23 protein-coding genes are annotated in these 24245 nt (G+C 56.3%); 18 read left to right on the top strand and 5 right to left on the bottom strand.

Going from position 1 to position 24245, the window contains the following annotated elements; translation table 11 throughout:
- Positions 1-74: 74 nt before the first annotated feature.
- The 5 genes from rplI to HMPREF1628_RS06955 form a co-directional block, all read right to left on the bottom strand.
- A complete protein-coding gene (gene rplI, locus HMPREF1628_RS06975; protein WP_034509869.1) occupies positions 75-527 on the bottom strand; it encodes a 50S ribosomal protein L9 in 453 nt (150 codons plus the stop codon).
- A 19-nt stretch (positions 528-546) separates the two neighbouring features.
- Positions 547-789 (bottom strand): 30S ribosomal protein S18, encoded by a 243-nt coding sequence (gene rpsR, locus HMPREF1628_RS06970; protein WP_016444433.1) that lies wholly within the window; start codon positions 787-789, stop codon positions 547-549.
- A gap of 67 nt (positions 790-856) precedes the next feature.
- Positions 857-1393: a single-stranded DNA-binding protein gene (locus HMPREF1628_RS06965; RefSeq protein WP_034509866.1), complete on the bottom strand. Its 537-nt coding sequence runs from the start codon at positions 1391-1393 to the stop codon at positions 857-859.
- A gap of 28 nt (positions 1394-1421) precedes the next feature.
- Positions 1422-1709, bottom strand: a complete 288-nt coding sequence (gene rpsF, locus HMPREF1628_RS06960) for a 30S ribosomal protein S6 (protein WP_016444431.1) — start codon at positions 1707-1709, stop codon at positions 1422-1424.
- 161 nt (positions 1710-1870) lie between these two features.
- Positions 1871-3256: an MATE family efflux transporter gene (locus tag HMPREF1628_RS06955; RefSeq protein WP_034509995.1), complete on the bottom strand. Its 1386-nt coding sequence runs from the start codon at positions 3254-3256 to the stop codon at positions 1871-1873.
- A gap of 351 nt (positions 3257-3607) precedes the next feature.
- On the opposite strand from HMPREF1628_RS06955, the gene dnaB reads away from it, so the two are divergent.
- The 18 genes from dnaB (at position 3608) to HMPREF1628_RS06870 (ending at position 24089) form a co-directional block, all read left to right on the top strand.
- Positions 3608-4942, top strand: coding sequence for a replicative DNA helicase (dnaB, locus tag HMPREF1628_RS06950; protein ID WP_052038969.1), 1335 nt, complete (start codon positions 3608-3610; stop codon positions 4940-4942).
- A gap of 80 nt (positions 4943-5022) precedes the next feature.
- Positions 5023-5823, top strand: a complete 801-nt coding sequence (gene thiD / locus HMPREF1628_RS06945; protein ID WP_034509988.1) for a bifunctional hydroxymethylpyrimidine kinase/phosphomethylpyrimidine kinase — start codon at positions 5023-5025, stop codon at positions 5821-5823.
- Positions 5824-6045: 222 nt separating this feature from the next.
- The gene (locus HMPREF1628_RS06940; protein WP_034509862.1) at positions 6046-7203 is read left to right on the top strand and encodes an LLM class flavin-dependent oxidoreductase; all 1158 of its coding nucleotides are present in this window, start codon (positions 6046-6048) and stop codon (positions 7201-7203) included.
- Between the two features lie 16 nt (positions 7204-7219).
- Positions 7220-7912, top strand: a complete 693-nt coding sequence (locus HMPREF1628_RS06935) for a CE1759 family FMN reductase (protein ID WP_034509858.1) — start codon at positions 7220-7222, stop codon at positions 7910-7912.
- A gap of 1 nt (position 7913) precedes the next feature.
- Positions 7914-8426 (top strand): MarR family winged helix-turn-helix transcriptional regulator, encoded by a 513-nt coding sequence (locus tag HMPREF1628_RS06930; protein ID WP_198030420.1) that lies wholly within the window; start codon positions 7914-7916, stop codon positions 8424-8426.
- Between the two features lie 138 nt (positions 8427-8564).
- Complete coding sequence (locus HMPREF1628_RS06925; protein WP_034509855.1) at positions 8565-9140, top strand: 2-oxoacid:acceptor oxidoreductase family protein; 576 nt, start codon at positions 8565-8567, stop codon at positions 9138-9140.
- On the top strand, positions 9133-10416 hold the full coding sequence (locus HMPREF1628_RS06920; RefSeq protein WP_034509852.1) for a transketolase C-terminal domain-containing protein: 1284 nt from the start codon (positions 9133-9135) through the stop codon (positions 10414-10416). The genes HMPREF1628_RS06925 and HMPREF1628_RS06920 overlap by 8 nt, the downstream gene beginning before the upstream one ends.
- Positions 10416-11681 carry a thiamine pyrophosphate-dependent enzyme gene (locus HMPREF1628_RS06915; protein WP_034509848.1) on the top strand — a complete coding sequence of 422 codons (1266 nt, stop codon included), beginning with the start codon at positions 10416-10418 and terminating at the stop codon, positions 11679-11681. The genes HMPREF1628_RS06920 and HMPREF1628_RS06915 overlap by 1 nt, the downstream gene beginning before the upstream one ends.
- Before the next feature lie 2 nt (positions 11682-11683).
- A complete protein-coding gene (locus HMPREF1628_RS06910) occupies positions 11684-13381 on the top strand; it encodes an NAD(P)-binding protein (protein WP_232219408.1) in 1698 nt (565 codons plus the stop codon).
- A 122-nt stretch (positions 13382-13503) separates the two neighbouring features.
- The gene (locus tag HMPREF1628_RS06905) at positions 13504-14439 is read left to right on the top strand and encodes a glycosyltransferase family 2 protein (RefSeq protein WP_034509846.1); all 936 of its coding nucleotides are present in this window, start codon (positions 13504-13506) and stop codon (positions 14437-14439) included.
- 30 nt (positions 14440-14469) lie between these two features.
- Positions 14470-15225, top strand: a complete 756-nt coding sequence (locus HMPREF1628_RS06900; RefSeq protein WP_034509844.1) for an alpha/beta hydrolase family protein — start codon at positions 14470-14472, stop codon at positions 15223-15225.
- Between the two features lie 118 nt (positions 15226-15343).
- On the top strand, positions 15344-17020 hold the full coding sequence (locus HMPREF1628_RS06895; RefSeq protein WP_034509841.1) for a hypothetical protein: 1677 nt from the start codon (positions 15344-15346) through the stop codon (positions 17018-17020).
- 128 nt (positions 17021-17148) lie between these two features.
- Positions 17149-18771, top strand: coding sequence for a hypothetical protein (locus HMPREF1628_RS08710; RefSeq protein WP_052038968.1), 1623 nt, complete (start codon positions 17149-17151; stop codon positions 18769-18771).
- A 317-nt stretch (positions 18772-19088) separates the two neighbouring features.
- Positions 19089-20471 (top strand): SLC13 family permease, encoded by a 1383-nt coding sequence (locus tag HMPREF1628_RS06885; RefSeq protein WP_034509838.1) that lies wholly within the window; start codon positions 19089-19091, stop codon positions 20469-20471.
- Between the two features lie 30 nt (positions 20472-20501).
- A complete protein-coding gene (locus tag HMPREF1628_RS06880; protein ID WP_156956933.1) occupies positions 20502-22391 on the top strand; it encodes a sensor histidine kinase in 1890 nt (629 codons plus the stop codon).
- Positions 22392-22565, top strand: coding sequence for an ATP-binding protein (locus HMPREF1628_RS09025; protein WP_156956931.1), 174 nt, complete (start codon positions 22392-22394; stop codon positions 22563-22565). It abuts the gene before it with no gap.
- Positions 22565-23035 carry a response regulator gene (locus HMPREF1628_RS06875; RefSeq protein WP_034509978.1) on the top strand — a complete coding sequence of 157 codons (471 nt, stop codon included), beginning with the start codon at positions 22565-22567 and terminating at the stop codon, positions 23033-23035. Before HMPREF1628_RS09025 ends, HMPREF1628_RS06875 begins: the two co-directional genes overlap by 1 nt.
- On the top strand, positions 23022-24089 hold the full coding sequence (locus HMPREF1628_RS06870; protein ID WP_084703305.1) for a pseudouridine synthase: 1068 nt from the start codon (positions 23022-23024) through the stop codon (positions 24087-24089). The genes HMPREF1628_RS06875 and HMPREF1628_RS06870 overlap by 14 nt, the downstream gene beginning before the upstream one ends.
- Positions 24090-24245 lie beyond the last annotated feature (156 nt).

Here is a 24245-nt window from a genome sequence, read left to right as displayed (position 1 = left end):
GGCGCCCTTCAATTTCGTAGGACATAAAAGGTGCCGCCCTCAAAATCATGAGGGCGGCACCTTTTATGCGTAAACTACTTGGCGCTTACACGAACCTTGACTCGTGCGGAAACCTCCGGGTGGAGGTTGACGGTCACGTTGTGGTCGCCAACGTACTTGATAGCCTTCTCCACGACGATCTTGCGACGATCGATGTCGATGCCGGAAGCTTCCTTGATAGCGGAAGCAATATCACCGGTCTTGACAGCGCCGTAAAGGGCGTCGGTGGTGGAAGCAAGCTTGAAGATCTCAACAAACTTGATTTCCTGAAGCTGGTCACGAACCTCGCGAGCGTCATCCACGTTTGCGATTTCCTTCGCACGCGCGCGCTCAGCGATCTTGTCCAGTGCCTTCTGTGCGCCCGGCGTCCAGCGCTCGGCTAGACGACACGGAACGAGGTAGTTGCGAGCGTAGCCGTCCTTAACGGTAACGACGTCACCGGCAGCACCGAGGTTAGGGACATCGTGGGTCAAAATTAGCTTTGCCATTATTCAGTCTCCTCCCTCTTTAACGTCCGGAGCTCGAGTACGGCAGAAGAGCCATCTCGCGGGCGTTCTTCACGGCCTTCGCGATCTTGCGCTGCTCCTGAACTGACACGCCAGTTACACGACGGGCGCGGATCTTGCCGCGGTCCGAAATGAACTTGCGCAAAAGCGCGGTGTCCTTGTAGTCAATCTTTTCAATCTTGGCGGACTTTAACGGGTTCGCCTTCTTCTTAATCGGCTTATTGCGAAGTTGAGGCTTCGCCATGGTGTCTCCTAAAAATCTCTCGCACTAGCGTGCGCCCTTGTTGTTGAGCAAAGTTAGATAAGAACCGTTAGAACGGAGGCTCCGAATCGAAGTTCGTGGAACCACCCGTTGCCCACGGGTCATTAGAAGCCCCGCCCTGAGGCGCGTCGTAGCCAGCGTCACCGCCGTAAGACGGTCCGCTTGAACCAGAGGAATCTTGCATTCCGCCCTGGTTGTATCCGCCGCCGCCCCCATAGTTGGACGGGTTGCGGGTAATCTGCGTGCGCGCGTAACGAAGCGACGGGCCGATTTCGTCGACCGCGAGCTCCATGGTAGTGCGCTGCTGGCCATCACGGGTCTCGTAGGAACGCTGCTGGAGACGCCCTTGAACAATCACGCGTGTTCCCTTAGTTAGGGAGTCCGCTACGTTCTCTGCAACATCGCGCCACACAGAGCAGCGCATGAACAGGGTTTCCCCGTCCTTCCACTGCCCAGAGTTGCGGTCAAAACTACGCGGAGTAGACGCAACGGTGAAGTTAGCAACCGGTGCGCCCGACGTGGTGTAACGAAGCTCCGGGTCGGAAGTCAGGTTGCCGATGATCGTGATTACGGTATCTCCAGCCATCTTTGGCTCCTCAGATTCTCATCCAGTGTTACGCTTCCGGGCGCATCAGCTTGGTGCGCATCACGGATTCGTTTAGTGACAGCAGTCGGTTGATTTCCTTGGAAACTTCCGGCGTGGTGGTCATGTCTACAACCACGTAAATGCCTTCAGACTGCTTGTTGATTTCGTAAGCAAGACGACGCTTGCCCCAAATGTCGACGTTCTCAACGGAGCCGCCAGCCTCGGTTACCTTGGTCAGAAGCTTCTCCATCGAGGGGCCGACGGTGCGCTCATCAACGGTGGGATCGAAGATCACCATCAGTTCGTACTTACGCATGTTTCCCCACCTCCTCTGGTCTCAACGGTCACGGTAGTTCCGTGACAGGAGGGATATGCGAATCGGTACACAAATGTGGACCGGACTCTCATGCTACCGTGATGGCCCCTTATGTACCAGACCGCGCGAACAAATGTGAGCAACTCCCACGAAAACGCGTGTTACTGAGTCTCTTCGGCTTGAGCAATCCATTTCGATCCGCGAGCGCGTAGTCCGGTAGTGAGCGCACGCGCTCCCATGAATATGCCGGCAAATGCTACCCACACCCACATAAGTACTGTGGTTTGCGTAGCGGCAGTAAGGGTCTTCTCATCCGCGAAAACCTCCAGGATAATCCACAAGACGGGCAGGTATGGCACCAGCGTGAGTATGCCGGCCACAGCGAGGAAACGGTTGTCTCCCGCGCCTATCAACACGCCATCCATCATGAAAACAAAACCGGCCAGAACTTGGAAACCGCCCGCAATCCACAGGCCGCGCGTAGCTGCGCTGTGCATGGTTGGGTCGGTTCCGAAGATCCATGGAAGTAGGCCGGATGCAGCGATAATCACAAGTCCGAGCACAGCGCCAGTTGCAACACCCCAAATAGTGATGCGGCGAACGAGCGCGCGGGTTCGTGCACGGTTGCCGGTACCGATGGAGTAGCCGGTTAATGACTGGGCGGAAATTCCAAGAGCATCGAGAGCGAAGGCCGCGAAGTTCCACACTGTGTTTACAACCTGGTGGGCGGCGAGGGCAATCGCGCCCGCACGCGTAACTACAGCAACGGTTGCGAGGATCGCGATGCGCAGTGTCAGAGTGCGCACAAGTAGTGGCAGGCCAGCGTTTGTGGCGCCTAGCAATCCTCCGAATGATGGCTTCAGGCTGACGCCCTCACGCCGAGCGCCTTTAACCACTACGGCCACGAGGATGATCCCCATCAAGGTTTGTGCTATTGCGGTGCCCAAACCAGAACCGGCAATCCCCATGTCTAGCCCGTAAATGAAGATCGCGTTTAGAGCTGCGTTGCCGGCTGCACCTGCCGTGGCAACGTACAGCGGGGTTTTTGTGTCGAGGAGACCGCGTAATGTTCCCGTCGCTGCAAGAACTACGAGCATGCCTACGAGTCCGGGTGATGAGTACTGCAGGTAGGCGATGGCGTGTGGGATAACAGTAGTGTCGGCTCGGAACCAGCTGATGATGATGGGGGCTGCCAGAATGAGAGCGCTCGCGGTTATGACGCCAAGAAGTGCGGCTAACCAGATTGCCTCAATGCCTGCACGCAAGCCAGAAGCAATATTCCCTGCACCTAGTGCTCGCGCGGTGATCGATGTTGTGGAGTAAGCCAGGAAAATGAATAGGCCTACCGCCGTCATAAGGATCGTTGAAGAGAGGGCGAGGCCCGCTAGCTGCTCCGTTCCGAGGTGCCCCACCATAGCCGAGTCGATGGTAGTGAACAGTGGCTGAGCCAAAAGTGCCCCGAGTGCGGGGAGGGCGAGACGGAGAATCTCTCGATTGAGCTCTAAACCTTCAAGTTGCGGTTCAGTCTTACTTGAGTGTTGTGCCAAAGTTATCCACCTATTTACCTTCGACTTTTGTTCCACAGGGTGTGAACAAAACTGTGGATAATTTGGCGCTGTTCCAAGGGTTTGAGAATGGACATCGTTGACACGACTTCCACACAATCCACACGTTATCCACAGGTTTTAAACAATTTATGGGAGTTATCCACCGAAAATGCACAAGTTATTAACATTTAGGGTTTTTGGAGTTGACCTTTCGGGGATAACCTTACCGGTATTAACTGTTTCCCTCAGTAACTGTTGATAACCGCGCCTGTGTGCAAAATAGAGCGTGTCTCTAGCGCGGCCTCACTAAAATCGTGGGCGCAGGGTGCATGTAACTAAAAGGCGGTTTTTGTGGCAGACCAGTCGGGTTTTGATCGAATCCCCCCGCAAGATATTGAAGCGGAGCAATCCGTTCTCGGCTCCATGATGCTTTCCAAGGACGCCGTGAACGATGTCATCGAGGCGATGGATAGCTCGGACTACTACCGCCCGGATCACGAGATGATCCACAACACGATCATGGAGCTGTACTCCCGCGGCGAACCTGTGGATACCCTCACAGTTGCCGGTGAGCTCAAGCGCCAGGGAAATCTAAGCCGTCTGCCAGAGCCAACGTACTTGCACACTCTGATCGCTTCGGTCCCGACGGCTGCAAACGTGGGTTATTACGCGCGCATTGTGCGTGAGCGGGCGCAACTGCGGCGTCTTGTGGAGGCAGGCACTCGTGTTGTTCAGCTCGGTTACGCCGAGACGGGCGGGGATGTTGATGACATTGTGGATGCCGCGCAATCTGAGATTTATGCGGTCTCTGAGCGGCGGAGCACTACGGATTATGTGCAGCTGTCTGAGATCGCAGATCCATTACTTGCCCATCTTGATGAGCTTGCGCAGAACAAGGACGTTTCGAAGGGCGTGCCTACGGGTATTGCAGACCTGGATCACCTCACTACGGGCTTACAGCCGGGCCAGATGGTTATTGTTGCCGCTCGCCCGGCAATGGGTAAGTCAACTCTCGCGATGAATTTCATGAGGGCGGCGTCGGTGCACCACAACATCACCTCAGTGATCTTCTCGTTGGAAATGTCACGAGAAGAGATCGGTATGCGCTTGATTGCTGCCGAGGCCGGAGTGCATTTCGGCAAGATGCGCCGAGGGGAGATGGAAGATCGCGACTGGACGCGGCTGTCGAAGACGATTTCTAACATCTCAAAGGCGCCGTTTTTTATCGACGATTCGCCGAACATGGCGATGAATGAGATTCGCGCGAAGTGTCGCCGTTTGAAGCAGCAGCACAATCTTGGACTCGTCGTTATTGACTACCTCCAGCTGATGTCGTCAGGCAAACAGGTGGAGTCGCGTCAGCAGGAAGTCTCCGAGTTCTCCCGCTCTCTCAAGCTTTTGGCCAAAGAGTTGGAGATCCCGGTGGTTGCGGTTGCGCAGCTGAACCGCGGTCCGGAGCAACGTACGGATAAGAAGCCGATGATTGCCGACCTGCGAGAGTCGGGCTCGCTGGAGCAGGACGCGGATGTGATCATGCTTCTACATCGTCCGGATTATTACGATCAGGATGAGCGCCCGGGTGAAGCCGACATTATTGTTGCCAAGCACCGCAATGGTGAGACGGGAACGATTCCGGTTGCTTTCCAGGGTCATTACGCGCGTTTTGTGGATATGGCAAGGCAGTAGTTTGAGTGTAATCTTTGCGTTGTAGGTGCGCTCTCGAGGCGCTCGCTTATGCTTTTCGAACTATTTATATCGAGGTGGAAATGTCGTCGAGCAATCCAGTTAAGGTCATGACGATCGCAGGCAACGAGGCAACTGGCGGTGCCGGGCTACAGGTGGATTTGAAGACGTTCCACCAGCTTGGCGTGTTTGGTATGGGTGCGGTTACTTGCATCGTGTCATTCGACCCGAAGAATAACTGGGCTCACAGGTTTGTTCCGGTTGATCCGCAGGTGATTAAGGATCAGGTTGAGGCTGGGGTTTCCACGTGGGATGTGGATACGGCGAAGATCGGCATGCTTGGCACTGTGGCCACTATTGAGGCGGTGCGCGAGGCGCTGGCGACCAACGAGTGGAAGAACATTGTTCTTGACCCGGTTTTGATTTGTAAGGGCCAGGAGGCCGGTGACGCGCACGATACGGACGAGGCGCTCAAGACCAAGGTGTTGCCGCTGGCAACGGTTGTGACGCCGAACTTGTTTGAGACCGAGCAGCTTTCTGGTATTGAGGTGCGCACGGAGGCCGATTTGGCTCGCGCGGCGCAAAAGATCGCCGAACTTGGTCCGAAGTATGTGCTTGCTAAGGGTGGCATGCAGCTTGGAGGCGACGAGGCCGTTGATTTGCTGTGGGACGGCGAGAAGATCACGCGCTATGCCTCGCCGAAGATTGGCGATGAGCGTCCAACGGGCGCGGGTTGCACGCTTGCTGCCGCGATTACGGCCGAGCTTGCTAAGGGCTCGGATATTTACGAGGCTGTGCGCGTCGCTAAGGAGATTGTGACGCGCGGCATTGCGGGAAGTCTTCCCGCGCACACCCCGTTTGATGCTGTGTGGCAGCAGGCCTAGTTAATGGTTACTGGCGCATGAGGCGCTGTTGTTAGCTACGTGAAGGTGGCCGCGAGTTTAGTCTCGCGGCCACTTTTGTGTGCAACGTGCGTGGAAGGCTGCAGTTGGATGGGTCATAGATGGGCTTATCCGTTGCGTGTGGGAGTGTAGTTGTTAAACTTAACCTAGTCGTTCAAACTTGAACAATCTTGTTTTGTGTCTGATTTTGTACCTAGGAGAGCCATGCAGTTTGGGATTTTCACCATCGGTGACATTACTCGTGACCCGGTATACCACACCGCACCCTCAGAAAACGAGCGCATCAAGAACACCGTTGAGATAGCAAAACATGCCGAGGAAGTCGGCTTTGACGTGTTTGCAACTGGTCAGCACCATAATCCTCCGTTTGTGGCGCCCGGCAACCCGCCGACTCTTCTGGCATATTTGGCAGCGCAAACCGAGCGCATCATCCTTTCAACCGCGGTCACGTTGATTACCACGATGGATCCGGTGCGTCTGGCTGAGGATTACGCTTATTTGCAACATTTGGCTGATGGTCGAGTGGACCTCGCTATGGGGCGGGGAAATACCGGCCCGGTATATCCGTGGTTTGGAAGGGATATTCGCGAGGGCATCTCGCTGGCGGTTGAAAATTACAATCTGCTCCACCGTTTGTGGCGCGAGGACGTGATCAACTGGCAGGGTAAATACCGCACGCCGTTGCAGGGATTCACTGCCACGCCACGTCCGTTGGATGGGGTGGCCCCGTTTGTGTGGCACGGGTCGATCCGCAGTCCCGAGATCGCGGAGCAGGCCGCGTACTACGGTGACGGCTTCTTCCATAACAACATTTTCTGGACGAAGGACCACGTGATCCGCATGGTGAACCTGTACCGTGAACGCTACGAGTATTACGGTCACGGGAAGGCGGATGAGGCGTTTGTGGCGCTGGGTGGACAGGTGTTTATGCGGAAGAATTCGCAAGACGCTGTGAATGAGTTCCGCCCGTACTTCGATAATGCGCCGGTTTATGGTCATGGCCCATCGTTGGAGCAGTATCAGAGTATGACGCCGCTGACTGTGGGGTCGCCGCAGGAAGTTATTGATCGCACGCTCGAGTTCCGCGAATTGGTGGGCGACTATCAGCGCCAGATGTTCCTGATTGACCATGCTGGTTTGCCACAAAAGACGGTGTTGGAACAGCTTGATATGTGGGGTGAGGTTCTCCCGGTTTTGCGGGCGGAGTTCGATTCGATGAGGCCCGCGCATGTGCCGGATGGTCCCACTCACGAGTTCCTGGTGGAACGCGACCGTGCAGGTAGGGCGCCGATAGCGGGTGGTGGCCCTGGGTCACAGGCGTTTGCGGATCGGTCCGAGCGTGGCGAAAGCGGCTCGAAGTAGAGCATTTGGAGGAAAGATGAGCGAGATTTTTGAGGGCGGAGCGATTGACTCTACGCGTGATCCGTTCACGCCGGCTTCGCGTCGCGTGGTGGTGAGCGGCGGCCTGTCCGAGTCGGCGTCGTCGACGAGGCTGGCTAAGGCGCTTGCTGAGGCAACCTCGAATCACTTGTCCCAGGAGGGTGTGGGCGCGGATGTGCAGGTAGTTGAGTTGCGGCCTTTGGCTGGTGCGATCATGGACGCGATGCTGACGATGAACCCGGTCGGGGATTTGGCTGAGTCGTTGCATGCGGTGCGCGAGGCCGATGGTGTAATAGCTGTTTCGCCTACATTTCGAGCGTCCTATTCAGGTTTGTTCAAGGCGTTTTGGGATTTGTTTGAGGATCCGCTCCGCGCAAAACCGGTGCTACTGGGCGCTACGGGTGGCACGGCCCGACATTCGCTAATGATCGATTATGCGATGCGCCCACTGTTTTCGTACCTGCGGATGGACGTAATGCCTTCGGCCGTGTTCGCGGCGTCCGATGATTTTGGCGACGTGATTGATAAGAATGACGGCACGCGCGACGCGCCGCTACACGAGAGGATTCAGAGCGCGGGTGCTCAGTTCGCGAAGGCGCTAGTTGCTCGTCCCGCGATTGGTCGGGCGGAGGCCGACGATAAGTTCAAAAACGTGACGCCACTGGAAGAAATGCTGGGTTCCCTTGGGTGAGTTGAGTGAAAAGGACGCGAGGCCGCGCGCTAACATCGCAGCTTCCTCGCCAGAGGAAGCGAAACGCAAGGTAGCTACGTGGCGTGCTTGGCGTGTCTATTTTGAAACTACGGCACGCGCGCAGGACGCTATGGAAGCGGTGCTTCGCGAGGGCGCTGGCGTGACGCTCGCGGAATATAACGTGCTCGTGTTGTTGCAGGAGGCCGAGGGGCGCAGGTTGCGGTTTAAAGACCTCGCCGCCAAGATGTCGTTCTCGAAATCCCGCTTGTCGTACCAGGTGAAGGTGCTGGAAAAGCGCGGCTTGATATGTCGAGGTGATGTAGAAGGTGACGCTCGCGGATTGTACGTGCAGCTCACGGAAGCGGGTTGGCATACGTTCTTGCAGGCTGGGAAGTTGCATGCGCGTCAGGTCGAGCAACTGATGTTGAACGAGTTATCGACGGGGGAGGCCGAGGTGATTGAGCGCGTGTTCACCAGGCTTGCCAAGCGCTTGGAAGAGCCTGCTGAAGCCTAGCGGCAGGTACATATATGTAACACGCAAATTATGAAAACCGCGCCATTTTCATAATTGGTTAACAGGGTTAAGCCGCACTAATTCAACGATCTGCTGGCCTGCACCATTGCGCAACTGGCACGTGCCTAGCATGAACATATGGTCGAAATAAGAATTCATGGTCGAGGCGGACAGGGTGTTGTAACTGCCGCGGACCTGTTGGCAATGGCGGCATTCGAAGACGGCCACCACGCGCAGGCTTTTCCTTCTTTTGGGTCTGAACGTATGGGCGCCCCGGTTGTGTCTTACTGCAGGATCCGCGATGAAGTGATTCGCAGTCGCGAGCCTGTGCTCTCGCCAAATGTGGTTATTGTTCAAGATCCAACTCTTTTGCCGATTATGGACGTGTTTTCAGGTTTGCAGCCGGACGGCTACGGCCTTGTGAATTCAGCAAAATCGCTGGAAGAGCTCGGACTTGCCGAGTTGGAGGAACGTTCTTTACCGGGACATATTGTTACGATTCCAGCCACTGAGATTGCGTTGCAACACCTGGGGCGTCCGCTTCCTAACGCGGTGCTTTTGGGTGGTGTTTCTGCGCTAACCGGAATTGTGCGTTTGGAGTCGGTGCTCGGCGCGATCTCGGGCCGATTTGCAGGCAAGGTTGGCGAGGCGAACCAGGAGGCCGCGAAGGCCGCATTCCGTTTGGTTGAGGAAATGAAGGTAGATAATGCTTGAGCAGATTGAGGGTTCGCAAGCCATCGCGAAGGCTGTTGCTGCGTGCCATCCTGAGGTCGTTGCGGCCTACCCGATTAGTCCGCAAACCCATATTGTGGAGGCCATTTCCGCTCTGGTTAAATCCGGCAAGTTGGAGCATTGCGAGTATGTGAATGTGGAGTCGGAGTTCTCTGCAATGTCGGCATGCATTGGTGCGTCGGCGGTGGGAGCGAGGGCGTACACGGCTACGGCGTCGCAGGGCTTGTTGTACATGGTTGAGGCTGTTTATAACGCTTCGGGTCTAGGCTTGCCGATTGTGATGACGGTTGCGAACCGTGCGATTGGCGCTCCGATCAACATTTGGAATGACCACACGGATGCTATGAGCCAGCGCGATTCGGGTTGGTTGCAGCTTTACGCGGAGAACAACCAGGAGGCCGCGGACTTACACGTGCAGGCTTTCCGCATTGCGGAGGAGCTTTCGTTGCCCGTCATGGTGTGCATGGATGGCTTCATTTTGACTCACGCGGTGGAGCAGGTGGATGTGCCCGAGGCTGGGCAGGTTGAGAAGTTTTTGCCGTCCTACGAGCCGCGGCAGGTGCTGGATCCGTCCGATCCGGTTTCGATTGGCGCGATGGTGGGTCCGGAGGCGTTCACTGAGGTCCGCTACCTGGCTCACGCGAAGCAGTTGCAGGCGTTGGAGCTTATTCCGCAGGTGCAAGAAGAGTTTAAGCGGGTGTTTGGCCGCGATTCTGGCGGTTTGGTGCGCCCGTATAAGTGCGAGGACGCGGAGACGATCATCGTGGCACTTGGATCTGTACTCGGCACGATCAAGGACGTGGTTGATGCTCGCCGCGCTCGCGGTGAGAAGATTGGCGTTCTCGGTATTACCTCGTTCCGTCCTTTCCCCTCCGATGCAGTTCGTGAGGTCTTGCAGGGCGCGAAGCGTTTTGTGGTTTTGGAAAAGGCGTTCTCTGTTGGCATTGGTGGCATCGTGTCATCGCACTGCCGGGCGGCAATGCGCGGATTGAACTTCACGTGTCACGAGCTGATCGCAGGCCTGGGTGGCCGCAACATTACCGCGGGCTCGTTGCATGAATACCTCGATAGGGCGGTTGTTGACGACGTCGATCACCTCACTTTCTTGGATTTGGATAAGGAACTCGTTGAGCGTGAGTTGGAGCGTGAGGCGCGCACGCGCCGTTCGGGTGCTCCTGCCGAGAACATGATTCGCGACATGCAAGATCGGGTGAACGCGAAGTTGGATTTGGAAGTTTCTACGAAGGCGGATAACTGATGAGTACTGATAGTGGGGTACACGAGGGCTTTCCGCAGGTGCGCCAAACTGCTATTCCGGCGCGAGAGAAGGTTAAGTTTTACCAGGTTGGCTCTTATGCGGTGGGTAACCGTCTGGCTGACGAGCAGTTGCGTTCGGTCCAGTCTGATCCGGACCGCTATAACTCGCTGACCTCAGGTCACCGCGCTTGTCAGGGATGCGGTGAGGCGTTGGGCGCCCGCTACGCCCTCGATACGGCGATGCGTGCAACCGATAAGGACATGGTGGCTATTAATGCAACCGGATGCTTGGAGGTATTTTCAACGCCCTATCCGGAAACGTCTTGGACTATTCCCTGGCTGCATTCCCTGTTTGGTAACGCGGCGGCGGTGGCAACGGGTGCGGCCGCAGCGTTTAAGGCAAAGGGTCGGACAACGCGCGTGGTGGCTCAGGGCGGTGACGGCGGCACGGTAGATATTGGCTTTGGCCCGCTGTCTGGCATGTTTGAGCGCAACGATGACGTGCTTTACATCTGTTATGACAACCAGGCGTACATGAATACGGGCGTGCAGCGTTCGGGTGCTACACCGGCGACGGCGCGTACGGCTACCACCCAGCCGGTGGGTCCGAATCCGGGCAACGAGTGGGGTCAGGGCAAAGACATGCCGCGCATCGCGATGGCTCACGAAATCCCGTACGTGGCAACGGCAACCGTGGCGGACTTGCGCGACTTGGAGTACAAGGTGAACCGCGCGATGCAGTTCCACGGAGCGCGTTACATTCACGTGCTGGTGCCGTGTCCGCTGGGTTGGGGCTCGGCCTCCGCGCAGACGGTCCATTTGGCACGCCTTGCCGTACAGACGGGTATTTTCCCGGTTTACGAGGCCGAGTATGGTGAGGTCACTTCGGTGATGAAGCTACGTAGGCCCACCCCGGTTGAGGAGTATTTGAAGCCGCAACGCCGGTTCGCACACCTGTTTAAGAAGGGTGGCGACCAGGAGGCGATCAGGCGCATCCAGGCGGGTGCGGATAGGAATATTCGCCGCTACAACCTGGTGGATGATGAGGATTATGACCTCGCAACTGAGCGTTTTGTGGAGTTTGAAGAGGCTCGCTACGGATTCAGGAAGCCATTTGATGAGTTTGATGAGGGCGCCACGGAGCAGACGGACGCGACCTCAACGCAGGGTGAATACTCTGCGGGCGCGCAAACGCGCGCTGACGGGGCTGCAAATGTGAAGGCTGGCGAGGGCGCTGGCAAGGCGGACAAGCAAGGACAGAACTGACGATGAGTAAGAGTGATGTGACAAGTGAGGCCGTAGACGTTTCGGCGGCGGCACGTAGTGACGCAACTTCTGGCATTAGTGGTGATACGAAGCCGTTTGCTATCACTTTGGACGTGGGTTCGTCGCTGGCAAACGAGACGGGTTCGTGGCGCACGGAGCGTCCGATCTACGTGGATTTGCTACCTCCTTGTAATAAGGCGTGTCCGGCTGGTGAGAACGTTCAGCAGTGGCTTTACCACGCCGAAGAGGGTGACTATGAGTCCGCTTGGCGCGAAATCATGGTGAACAATCCGATGCCTGCCGTGATGGGGCGCGTTTGCTACCACCCGTGTCAGACGATGTGTAACCGCGGCAAGGTTGATGAGACCGTGGGGATCAACGCGGTTGAGCGTTTCTTGGGCGATAAGGCGCTTGAGGAAGGCTGGACGGTTGAGCCGGTGAATGCGGATACGGGTAAGAACGTGCTGATTGTTGGTGCGGGCCCGTCCGGCTTGTCCGCGGCGTATCATCTGCGCCGTTTGGGTCATAACGTGACGATTTACGAGGCTGGTCCGATGGCTGGCGGCATGATGAGGTTCGGTATTCCGTCGTATCGTCTGCCGCGCGGCATCCTTGAGGGCGAGATTCAGCGCATTATGGATATGGGCGTGAAGATTGAGCTTAACCGAAAGGTTGAGAACGTTGAGGACGTGACGGACGACTTTGACGCGGTGTTCCTCGCGGTTGGTGCTCATATCGGTAAGCGCGCTTACGTGCCTGCGGGTGAGTCGGCGAAGATCATGGACGCAGTTTCGATGCTGTCCGAGGTGGAGACGGGTGACAAGCCGCTGCTGGGCCGCCGCGTGGTGGTTTACGGTGGTGGCAACACTGCTGTTGATGCCGCTCGTACGGCTAAGAGGCTCGGTGCGGAAGAGGCTGTGATTTTGTATCGCCGCACGCGTGACCGTATGCCGGCACACGACTCTGAGGTCAAGGAGGCCGAGGAGGAAGGCATTATGATGCGCTGGCTGTCCACGGTTAAGCACGTGGATGGCGGTTCGATCACGATTGAGAAGATGGAGCTGGATGAGAAGGGATTCCCTCAGCCCACCGGCGAGTTTGAAGAGCTTGGCGCGGATTCGCTGATCATGGCGCTCGGCCAGGAGGCCGACCTGTCGCTGATTGAAAACGCTAAGGATATTCAGATTGAAGATGGCGTGGTGCAGGTTAACCGCCAGATGATGACGGGCCTGAAGGGCGTGTTCGCGGGTGGTGACATGGTGCCATCTGAGCGCACGGTTACGGTTGCGATTGGTCACGGCAAGAAGGCTGCTCGCTACATTGACGCATACCTGCGCGGAGGCGAGTACGAGCCGGCGGTCAAGCACGATGACGCCGCGTTTGAGCGTCTGACCACCTGGTATTACGCGGATGCGCCAAGGCGTATGCGCGCTCGTTTGGAGGGGCCGCGCCGCGCGTCTACGTTTGATGAGGTAGTGAAGGGTCTGGACGAGGATTCGGCGCTGTTTGAGGCTCGCCGTTGCATGTCGTGTGGCAACTGTTTTGGTTGTGACAACTGCTTTGGCGTGTGCCCAGATAATGCGATCACGAAGATCAAGCCGGGCGAGTACGAGTTCAAGTACGACTACTGCAAGGGTTGCGGAATTTGTGCCGAGGAGTGCCCGTGCGGTTCGATCTCGATGGTTCCCGAGCAGGTTTGATTTTGTGAGGCCCTGGCCGCTTTGCGGTTAGGGGGAGCGCGGCGGTTTTGCCGCGCTCCCCCTTGTTTTTGGGCTGGACGGTGGCACGACTGCGCACCTTTTGTCGCTGTTATACTTTAAGCGTGCAGTTACAGAAGATTTCCATTGTTGTGCCCTGTTTTAATGAGGAGCAGACACTACCTGAGTTGGTTCGCCAGGTGGAGGCCGTGTTTGTGGACGGCCCGCAAGATTGGGACCTCATTTTGGTTGATGATGGGTCTTCGGACAATACCGCCGCGGTGATTGAGGAGCTTGCGGGCAAACATGACCGGGTTCGCGGCGTGCTGTTTTCGCGCAACTTCGGGAAAGAACCGGCAATGCTCGCCGGGCTGACGTATGCCGATGGTGACGCCACTTTGATCATGGATGCGGATTTGCAACATCCGCCCCGACTGATTCCTAAGCTGATTCAGACGATGGAGGATGAGGGCGTTGACCAGGTGGTTGCGCTTCGCAATCGCGATGGTGACTCGAAGCTAAGAACCGCTTTCTCGCGCATGTATTACAGGTTGTCCAACAAGATGATGGAGGAAGTGGAGCTCGTGGACGGAGCCGGCGATTTTCGTCTGCTTTCGCGCCGAGCTGTGGAAACACTCCTCGCTCTCGATGAGCGCTCGAGGTTTTCAAAGGGTTTGTTCTCTTGGATCGGCTACCCCACTTCCTACGTGAAGTATGAGAATGAGCAGCGCATTGCGGGAGCTTCTTCTTGGTCGTTGAAATCACTGTTCAACTACGGGTGGGACGGGATTGTTTCATTCAATGCGAAGCCGCTACGCATGGTTGCGGGTCTCGGCGGTTTCATGTTCGCCCTGGCCTTCGTCTACCTGATTTGGCTAATCGTCAACTGGTCGATTTACGGCGTGCAGACTCCCGGTTACGTTACGACTATTGCGGCGATCATTGCGTTTTCAGGAATTCAGCTACTTGCGTTGGGTGTGATTGGCGAATACGTGGGTAGAATTTATCGTGAGGTTAAGCATCGTCCTCATTTTGTAATCGATAAAGAGGTCGGATTCTAAGAGACCGGTGCGCGCGCGAGGGAGCGAGGCATGGCGCAGCAGGTTACGTTTGAAGGCGCGACGGGACTGAAGCTCAGCGGGGTGTTGGATACCCCCGACGGCGAGCCGCAAACTTGGGCTATCGTTGCGCATTGTTTCACGTGTAACATTTCTGTTCCCGCGGTGTCACGGATTGCGAAGGCCTTGAAGAATCGCGGGATTGGCGTGTTGCGTTTCGATTTTGCAGGGTTGGGAGCGTCGGCTGGAAACTTTACAGAGTCCACGTTTTCTGCCGATGTTGAAGACTTGAAAGCCGCGTGCCGGTGGATGAACTCGCAGGGACGCACGGTGAAGTTGTTGGTGGGTCATTCACTTGGCGGCGCGGCTGTGCTTGCGGCAGCTGGGGATTTAGATTCGGTTGTTGCGGTTACAACGATTGCGGCGCCCTCGGATCCGGGGCATGTGGCCGAAATTTTGAAGGATCGTTTGACACCAGTGTTCCAAGAGGGCACGGCTGTCATTCAGATTGCAGGTCACGAGATGCTGGTGGGTGCGCCGATCTTCCACGACCTTAAGAATCAAGACGATTTTCATAAGAAGATCAGTTCTCTCTCGGCCGCCCTGCTGGTGATGCATTCGCCTCAAGATGGGGTTGTGGATGTGCATAACGCAATGGATATTTACCGGTCTGCGCAGATGCCGAAGAGTTTTGTGGCATTAGATGGAGCGGATCATTTGTTGACGAGGCCGGGTGTAGCTGCCTGGGCGGGGGAAATCATCGCCAGCTGGGTGTCCCGTTACATTTAGCGAGGCCCAGCAGTCGACTTTGTTTTGTAGACCTATGGCTGGCTTCAGTGGGCCTGTGTTCGGGCGGATGTTCGCATACTTGTTAGACTTTGGGAGCTAGCGATCTGAGGGGTTTGGTATGCGCGCGTTTTCGATTAGGGCACGGTTTCTGTCCGGTTTGGTTGCCGCGTTGATGCTGAGTGGTCTAGCGGCCTGCTCGAGCGCGCCTAATGGCTCCTCTGAATCAGCGTCTGAACTTACAGAGGCCACGCAGCCCGCCGCGCCTACTGAAACGGTTGCTTTTGATACCGATGTGGAGGTTTCAAAGGCGCTGTTTGATCAGGCTGAGGCCGCGGTGGTTGCATCTCCAGAACCGGTTGCGCAGGCACGGGCGGCCGCGGTGGCAGGGGCTCTCTCAATCCCGATGCTGACTGAAGTGTCCGCCAGCGACGTGGGCGCAGAGCTAACGCGTTTGGGCGTGAAGACGGTGTTGGCCGTGGGCGCGGTGGATGTTGTAGCTGATGTGGATGTGATGACGGATGCGGGCGACGTGCAGGCGCTGAGCACTGTTTTGGGGTCCGAGGTCAGCGTTTCCGATGAGTTTGGCGTGGATGATCTGCTAAGTCTTGATCCGTCCAATGTGGCGGTGCCAGAGTTTGAATCGCAGCTGGCGCCCGAGGATGTCACGGAACTCCCCGCTCAAACGGAGCAAACCGGCGGAGAGGAGGGAAATGTTGAGGCAACCCCCACCTCGCGAATGGTGGAGCTAGCGGCCCTTCCGCATGGTGAAAGAGGCAAGGCGAATCCGAATGCGGTTGGGTTTGCCACGCAGGATTCTCCCTTGGGAGTGGTAGCTAATGCACTGACTGCAGGTCTTGACGTGAGTGTGCTGGCGCAGGCCGATCCGCGTGCGACGAGTGAATCAATGAAGATGATGCGTGAGGGTAGGGTTGCGGTTGGTTTAGGCCCGGATTTTGGGGGAACGCAGATGCTGGTCCAGACCGCGCAGCTGGCGACTTCTGCGGATGAGTTGCCGGGCGGGGGTGGTCTGGTGTTCCCGGGCAGGCGAATGGTGGCTCTGTACGGCCACCCGAAGCTGGCGGCCTTGGGATTGCTAGGTGAGCAATCTCCAACTGAAGCGGCACAACTGGCTTTGCAGTATGCGCAGCAGTACCTGCCGTTCAGTGATGTGCAGGTTATTCCGGCGTTTGAGATCATTGCGACGGTTGCGTCGGCGGGCGCGGGAGATGACGGCCTTTATTCGGATGTGACGCCGGCAGCTGATTTGGATCCTTCTGTTGATGCTATTACCGAGGTGGGTGGTTACGCGATTATCGACCTGCAGCCGGGGCATGCGAAACTGCTTGATCAGGCGAAGCTTTACGCGGAACTGTTGAAGCGCCCGAACGTTGGATTAGCGCTCGATCCGGAGTGGAAGCTGTATGGAGACCAGGTGCATTTGCAGCAGGTTGGTCATGTTGAGATTGCGGAAGTGAACGAGGTTTCGCAGTGGCTGGCCGAGCTTGTGCGCGATAATAATCTGCCGCAGAAGGTGTTTATGTTGCACCAGTTTCAGTTGCAGATGATTCGCGACCGCGACCAGATGGTGCATCATCCCGAGCTGGCAACGGTTGTTCACGTGGATGGTCATGGAAGTCCGGAAGCGAAGATGCATACGTGGGATGTGATTCGTGAAGACATGCAGCCGTGGGTTTGGATGGCGTGGAAGAACTTCATCGATGAGGACAAGCCGATGCTGAACGCGGAGCAGACCATGGGTATTGAACCGCGCCCGTGGTTTGTGTCGTTCCAGTAGCGAGGCAGAACGCCGGGTTGCTGGTTTTTATGGAAGCATTTGCATACTATTTCAATCGAGCGATAACCGTTTGACTTAGTTATTGATGTCAGTTCTTCGGTACATGAGATGAAGGGACGGAAAACTTGATGGCGTTGCGAGATATTTCGGTTTCGGCGCGGATTTTCCTCGCCCTTGAGGTTGTATTGGCGACATCGGTTATTGCTCTTTGGTTTTTCCTTTGGAGATATCCAATCTGGTCGATAGACGACCTGTATTTTGTCACTCGCGACGGCTATGCCTGGGGCGGAACTTCATTCACCTCATTATGGCAAGATCTTCTTTATGATGTCGGAGACCGAAACGGACGTACAGCAGATATTGTTTTACAGATTGTTCTGGTTTTTGGTGAGGCAGCCGCATTTATATTTCCGCTAATATGTATCTTCTTTAGCGTTGCAGTATATCGGTTTATTCGGATTCATATTCCGCGAGAAGTGCCTTGGCAGATAGGTCAACCCACGCAGTTTGTTGTTTTCGTTATTTCTGCGATGTCCCTATTTATTATCGATGCGCTGGCGTTCCAGACTGCAGGAACCACCATCATGTTTATGGCTGCTACGGTTGGTTATCTTGGCGGGTTTATTCTCTTCTACCTTGTAGTTGGGACACTACTTCGTATTCGTGAGGGCTCCAAGTACGGCGTACACGTTGCGTTTCTCCTGTTAACACTTCTGGCATCTCTCCATCACGAGATGGTTGCAGTAATGCTTTTCGTGTATTTTGTTGCTTTTCTCCTGAGTCATCAGAAGCTACCTAGCCGAACTCTCATCACCGTATTGGTAGCGATGGGTATCGCGCTCATGCGGTTTGGGGTACCGGGAATGTGGGCGCGCAACGAACGGATTGAAAAGTTCGTACTCGAAAACGATTCATTTTTAGTCTCAAGAGCTTCTACATTTCTCTATTCCCTTCAGGGATACGTTTCTTCATACCGAACATTTTGGTTCGCAACCCTGGTTTTCATCGTACTTTTGACTATCAGTGCAGCCCTTATGTTAGGGGTGAAAGATCGTAGAGTATTAACACTCGTAGAGCTCAATTTATTTGGTTTGGCTATCTTTGTGTATTTTTCTGGGCGACTTGGAATTGCCAGAAACTTCGTGTCAGGTGATGCCTTACCAGGTTTGTATCAGTCGCCGTCGGCATTAGTTTCTTTCGTTGCTCTAGTGACACATCTTATCTGCATGGCGACGCTCGCCGTGTTGCTGAGAAAAACCTTGTACATGATTCCTCTTATTCCACTCGCCTGCGCTTATGGCGCGACAGCTATGACAGCTTTTGCTGGGAATATGAGTGTGCGATCGATGTTTCTAGTGCACGTCCTGCTCGTGGTCTTTATTTGTCTAGCGATCGTCGTTATTGTTCAAAACTTTGGAAATGGGTCCGTTTGGTCTCGAAGGTTCACTAACCAAGCAATTGCAGCGAGCATTTTAGTGGTGTTGGCGATAGCGCTTAAGACCGTAAATCCGATGCTTCAACTTATTCATCATGTGAACGCGAATGTTGAGGTTCAAGCAAAGATCTCGAAGAATATCGGGGATATTCGCAAGGGTGAATCCGATATCTTGTACTTACCCGAACAGTATCCGTACGAGGACTATTTCACGTGGTATCAACCGCGAGAGTCCGTTCAGGAACGGTATTTGTTCTACTATGACCTACCTGCGGACACGCCAGTACGAATCGTTCCTCCCGATGAAATGCCGTAGGTTATAACGCTAATTGCGAAATTAAAACCAAAATAGTTACACGCCTGCTTTGCGCTGGAAGACTGAGACTGTGCGTTTGGAGAAAACGCCCAGGTCTAAATGACTACGAGTTTTCTACGCGTGCCATTTGGCCCAATCGGCGCTGTAAGTGTGAGCTAGACTATAGGGGCGTTAAGCCGTGCTCAACGAGGAGCCGGTATTTGCAGATATGGATGAGGACGCAAAGTATGACTCCCGGATCTAAGCAGGTTCGGCGTCGTTCAGCTACGCCGACGGTTAGGAAGTCCGCGCCCCGTAAGTCGGGGCCAAAAGCAGTGATGGCTCAGCAGACCACCAAGCTTCAGCGATTTGGTCAGATCGCCGCAGTAATAGGCTTTATTGTTCCGTTTTTTGTGGACATTCCGGGTCTTGATCCGGTTGGCTCGCGCATGTTGGCGATCTTCTTGGCCGCGATCATGCTGTGGGTGACCGAAGCTATCCCACTGTCTGCTACCGCTGTGCTGGTGATAATGGCAGAGGTTTTGCTGGTTTCCGATCAAGCTCTGTTGCCGGTTCCTGACAGTGTGCCGACTTCTGCCACGTTCTTTGCATCGCTCGCTAACCCGGTGATCATCTTGTTCTTGGGCGGCTTTATGCTTGCGGATGGAGCAGCGAAGTTTGGTGTGGATAAGGCGATTGCAGCGGTTATGTTGAAGCCGTTCTTGTCTTCTCCAAAGATGATGTTGATGGGCGTCATGCTGATCACGGCCGTCCTGTCGATGTTCATGTCGAATACGGCCACCACGGCCACAATGTTTGCGGTGTTCATGCCGGTTTTGACGCAGCTGCCTGAGGGGAAGTCTCGAGTTGGCCTAGCCCTGGCAATCCCGGTGGCTGCAAACGTGGGCGGTATTGGCACGCCCGTGGGTACGCCGCCCAATGCTATTGCGCTGGGTGCACTTCAAAGCGCAGGCATTCACATTTCATTCATCGGCTGGATGGCGCTGGCGATCCCACTAATGCTGGTGGTTCTGGCAATCTCGTGGGCATGGCTAGCGTTTGCCTACATGCCGAAGGACCTCAAAATCGAGCTTGATCTAAGCGCTAGGTTTGATCGTGGCCGCAACGCCATGATCTTCTACGTAGTGGCGGGTATAACCGTGCTGCTGTGGATGACGGAACCACTACACGGCATTTCGTCGAACACGGTTGGTTTCGTACCCGTGGTGCTCCTGATGGTGACGCAGGCGATGTCGGGCGATGATCTACGCAACCTTGACTGGCCTGTGCTGTGGCTCGTTGCGGGCGGTATTGCCCTGGGTATCGGTGTGGGAAAGACGGGCCTCGACGCTTGGATAATTGGTCTCATTAACTGGGAGGCTGTGCCGGTTGCCCTGCTTATGCTGACGCTCGCGGGAGTGGGCTTCTTGATGTCAAACGTTATATCGCACTCGGCTGCGGCAAACCTTTTGATTCCGCTCGGTATGGGTCTGGGCGCATCGGTTGCGGCAACGCCGGCCGAGATCGCGGTGGTGTTGGCGCTGGGTTGTTCGCTGGGCATGTGTCTACCGATCTCGACGCCTCCGAACGCTATTGCCTACTCGACGGGCGAGATCAGCACGCCGCGCATGATCAAGACGGGTCTTGTGGTTGGCGTGTCCGGTACGTTGCTACTCGCCTTTGTGATGCCGCTGTACTGGGGCGGGGCAGGCCTGTTGTAACGCGAGGCGTTTAGCGGAAAGCAGGTAGATGTGAGCGTGACGCGCGTGGGCGACGATTCGGCAGAATATATGCTGCATATTTTGGCCGTTGCCGCAGATGAGAGCGATCCGGTTTGCCAGGCGGCCTCTGATATTGAAGGGCAGCTTAAAAACTGTGACGTGCGTGTTGCGTTCGGGTTTGAGCAGGTGGAGCGCACGCTCGCGTCACAGTGCGAGACCGGCCAGTGTTTAGTGCCGGGCGTCCTCATTTCTCCGCATCTTGGAAATGTGGACGAGGTGGTGGAGCGCCTAGGTAAGTTTGGTGTGCTGGCGCGATCTGGCTTTGTGTTGATCACGGATAAGAAGCGGCACGAGGACGTGGCCCGGTCTGTGAATGATGGCTCCCTGGTATCGGTGGTGGCGGTGCCGTGGACTCCGCCCGCACTGGTTGAGCAAGTTTCGGCGGTGATCAACAGGTGGTTGTTCAAGTATTTGCCGGACGCGGAAATAACGCGGGTGACTGCCGGGTTTGATGCGTGGGATGAACCGCGAGCGGGTGATTTGCTGTACGGATTGGACACTCCGGGTGAGCAGGTGCAGCGCGTGCTTCTGGAGGGCATTGAGCGGATTTTGGGGCCGCGCCCACGCATGGTGTTGCCCGAGGGTGTGGACCTGACACGTCAGGGCGAGTCTGTGGACGCGGTGTACCTGGTGCTCAGCGGTTCGGTGGCTTTGCATCGCTCCTCCCAGTTTGGGGACGTGCTTTTACATCATGCTACTTCTGGGCCGCTCATCGGATTGCTGTCGCTGGCCCGCCAACAGCGAGCCATGTTCACGTCCACCACCACAACGCAGGTGGAGTTGGTTCGCCTGTCTATTGAGCAGTTGGAGTTCGTGCTCCAACATTCTCCCGATACTTCAGCTAACTTGGCGGTGGTGGCAATCCAGGCTCTTACCGCCCGGTTGGTGCGCGCCGAGTACCTCCATATTGAAAACCACGAGCTGGCCGAACAGCTTGAGATGGAGCGGAAGAACCTGTCTGAAACGCTTCAGCAGCTTCGTTCAGCGCGTGAACAGCTGGTGGAGCAAACGAAGTTCGCGATGCTCGGTGAACTTTCGGCTGGCATCGCGCACGAGTTGAACAATCCCGTGGCGGCGCTGCAGCGGGCCACCGAGCACATTGCCAGCGATGTGGCTACAGTGTTGGGCGCTCGCGGTGGCATGGAGGATGCGGCGGAAGCGATGGTGCGCGCCCGCGATGCGCGTCCGCGTTCAACGGCGCAGGAGCGGGCTTTGGTGCGCGAGGTCATGGCTTTAACTGATGGCAACCGGGAGCTGGCGAAGAGGCTGGTGGGCGCTGGAATTACGGACCCAGATCAGGTTCGACAGGTGTTGCGCGGGCAGAAGAAGAGCAGGTTTGGACGCGGCTCGGATGGCCCGTCGTTGGAGGCTATTGAGGCCGCGGCTGGAATCGGACGTTCGGTGCGAAACTCCACGGTTGCCGCGGGACGGATTACGGATTTGGTGTCTTCTTTGAAGGCGTATGCGCGTCCGGATACGTCCCCTGTGGAGGGCGTGGATCTGGATGAGAATATCGAGGATGTGCTACGCCTAACCGCGCATCGCATGCGCGGGGTGGAAGTGGAGAGCCACTTCGCGGATTTGCCACCGATCCGCGCATATCCGGCGCGGTTGGAGCAGGTGTGGACCAATCTACTCATTAATGCAGCAGAGGCTATCCAGGACGAAGCTGGAGAGGTGGCGCAGGCGCCCACCCCCTCGCTTCCGGCGCGCGGTGAGGAAGCGGCGAAGATTGTGGTGGAAACGTCGGCTCCGGATGAAGCGCACGTGCGGGTTGCCATTACCGATAACGGCCCGGGCATCCCCCAAGAGCTTGTGCATCGCATTTTGGAGCCTCATTTCACTACGAAGGGCGGCTAGGTGCGGTTTGGGCTGGGTATGGGAATGTCGATTTCGAAGTCGATTGTGGATGATCACGACGGCTCGCTTTCGATCGCGTCCGTGCCAGGGCGCACGACGATTTCTGTGGTTCTACCCGTTGCGGGGCCAGATGTGGAAAAGTTGTTGTTAGAAAATAGTGGAAACGAGGAATGATGAAGCTTGCGATCTTGATTGTGGAGGACGAGCCGGAGGTTCGCGACGCGCTTGAGCGTGACCTCGAGTCGTTTCAGGGTGTATGTCGCATTGAGGTGGCTGATTCGGCGGAGGACGCGCGCCTTGCGATTGATGAGCTTGACGAGGACGGCGACGTGCTTGCGCTGGTTCTGGCCGATCACAGGTTGCCGGGAGAGTCTGGCGTTGACTTCTTGATTGCGTTGGCCTCCGATGAGCAGACGGCAGATACGCGCAAGGTGCTGGTGACGGGCCAGGCGGATCAGGAAGACACGATTCGGGCACTGAATGAGGCGAGCTTGGATCACTATTTCACAAAGCCGTGGAACGCGCAGGAACTTGTAGACGAGGTGCGCGAACAGTTGACGGACTACGTGATCTCGATGGGCGTTGACCCGCTGCCGCATATGCGGGCGTTGGATGCTGTGCGCGTGATGGATGCGATCCGTTAGGCACGTGCCTCCCGCTCGTGGGGGAGTGCGCCCGATTCGCGTGGGCGTTTCGGATTTTTCGACGCTTCACGACGCCCTGGTGAATCGGTTTCCAACCCTGGATGAGGCCGTGATTGAAGCAATTTTTGCGGCTGGGGATGTGGTTGATTCACGAGGGAGGAGCTTGGATGCGGATGCTTCTACGGTAAGTCTTTCGCAGGGCGTGTGGATTTATAGGCCAATCCCGGACGAGCCTTCGAGCGCGATTGAGGTGGAGGTGCTGGCTCGCGGTGAGGGATGGCTGATTGCGGATAAGCCGCATGATTTAGCCACAATGCCGCGAGGAAGGTTTGTGGCGCGCACGTTAACGGTGGCGCTTCGCCGGCAGGAGGGCAATGACGACATCGTGTTTGCGCACCGTTTGGACCGAGCCACGGCCGGGGTGATTTTAGCGACTTCGGATCCCGCTAAGCGCGGCATGTATCAGCAGATGTTTTCGCGCGGCGAGGTGAAGAAGAGCTACCTTGCGGTCACGGGTCTCCCAGCGGAGGATGCTGCGGGGTTGCCGGGCCGGGAGTCCTCTGGCGTGGATAGTGCGGGCGCATTGGACGTGAGCTGGTTTGCGGCTCGGGCGCACGAGAATGTTGCAGTGTCAGGCGGCGTGGATGAGCGCGGCCCCTACCTGTGCGTTACTTCGCGTATTGAAAAGTGCGGAATGAGGGTTTTTAACGAGGAGGGTGAGCCTAACTCGCAGACGATAATTCGCCCCGCTACCGGTTTTCTTCCCGAGGCTTCCGGGCCGGTGCGTGGAGCGGGCTTGCAGGTGTGGGACGTTGAGCCGGTGACTGGGCGCACGCATCAGATTCGCGCACACTTTTTTGGGGTGGGTATTCCGATTGTGGGTGACCCGCTGTATGGAGGGCAGTTTGCGGCACGCTACGGGCTGGACGAGACCCCGCCGGGATTCGCGCAGCTACAGTTGCTGGCGAAGAATCTCGAGTTCACTGATCCCCAAACGGGTGAGCTGGTCAGTGTGTCTAGCCGGCGAGGGTTGGAGTTTGCAAAGCCGGGCTGAGGTTAAACCTTGAGACGGCGTTGAAGTCGCTAATGATTTAAGAAAAGGCTCGCTCGAAAGGGCGAGCCTTCTGCGATCAATTAGACAATTTGCAAACTGAGGCAAAGAAATAAGTCAATAGATGGTAAAGTAGATTTACCTAATCGTAAAAGAGGA

Source organism: Actinomyces sp. S4-C9 (assembly GCF_000758775.1).
Lineage (GTDB): Bacteria > Actinomycetota > Actinomycetes > Actinomycetales > Actinomycetaceae > Gleimia > Gleimia europaea.
The sequence above is the reverse complement of the archived record's forward strand: the minus strand, read 5'-3'. Positions and strand labels throughout refer to the sequence as shown.

Coding starts and splice junctions, on each gene's coding strand:
- rplI (WP_034509869.1), bottom strand. CDS start 527: ATGGCAAAGCTAATTTTGACCCACGATGTCCCTAACCTCGGTGCTGCC.
- rpsR (WP_016444433.1), bottom strand. CDS start 789: ATGGCGAAGCCTCAACTTCGCAATAAGCCGATTAAGAAGAAGGCGAAC.
- HMPREF1628_RS06965 (WP_034509866.1), bottom strand. CDS start 1,393: ATGGCTGGAGATACCGTAATCACGATCATCGGCAACCTGACTTCCGAC.
- rpsF (WP_016444431.1), bottom strand. CDS start 1,709: ATGCGTAAGTACGAACTGATGGTGATCTTCGATCCCACCGTTGATGAG.
- thiD (WP_034509988.1), top strand. CDS start 5,023: ATGTCGTCGAGCAATCCAGTTAAGGTCATGACGATCGCAGGCAACGAG.
- HMPREF1628_RS06940 (WP_034509862.1), top strand. CDS start 6,046: ATGCAGTTTGGGATTTTCACCATCGGTGACATTACTCGTGACCCGGTA.
- HMPREF1628_RS06935 (WP_034509858.1), top strand. CDS start 7,220: ATGAGCGAGATTTTTGAGGGCGGAGCGATTGACTCTACGCGTGATCCG.
- HMPREF1628_RS06925 (WP_034509855.1), top strand. CDS start 8,565: ATGGTCGAAATAAGAATTCATGGTCGAGGCGGACAGGGTGTTGTAACT.
- HMPREF1628_RS06920 (WP_034509852.1), top strand. CDS start 9,133: ATGCTTGAGCAGATTGAGGGTTCGCAAGCCATCGCGAAGGCTGTTGCT.
- HMPREF1628_RS06915 (WP_034509848.1), top strand. CDS start 10,416: ATGAGTACTGATAGTGGGGTACACGAGGGCTTTCCGCAGGTGCGCCAA.
- HMPREF1628_RS06910 (WP_232219408.1), top strand. CDS start 11,684: ATGAGTAAGAGTGATGTGACAAGTGAGGCCGTAGACGTTTCGGCGGCG.
- HMPREF1628_RS06900 (WP_034509844.1), top strand. CDS start 14,470: ATGGCGCAGCAGGTTACGTTTGAAGGCGCGACGGGACTGAAGCTCAGC.
- HMPREF1628_RS06895 (WP_034509841.1), top strand. CDS start 15,344: ATGCGCGCGTTTTCGATTAGGGCACGGTTTCTGTCCGGTTTGGTTGCC.
- HMPREF1628_RS08710 (WP_052038968.1), top strand. CDS start 17,149: ATGGCGTTGCGAGATATTTCGGTTTCGGCGCGGATTTTCCTCGCCCTT.
- HMPREF1628_RS06885 (WP_034509838.1), top strand. CDS start 19,089: ATGGCTCAGCAGACCACCAAGCTTCAGCGATTTGGTCAGATCGCCGCA.
- HMPREF1628_RS06875 (WP_034509978.1), top strand. CDS start 22,565: ATGAAGCTTGCGATCTTGATTGTGGAGGACGAGCCGGAGGTTCGCGAC.
- HMPREF1628_RS06870 (WP_084703305.1), top strand. CDS start 23,022: ATGCGATCCGTTAGGCACGTGCCTCCCGCTCGTGGGGGAGTGCGCCCG.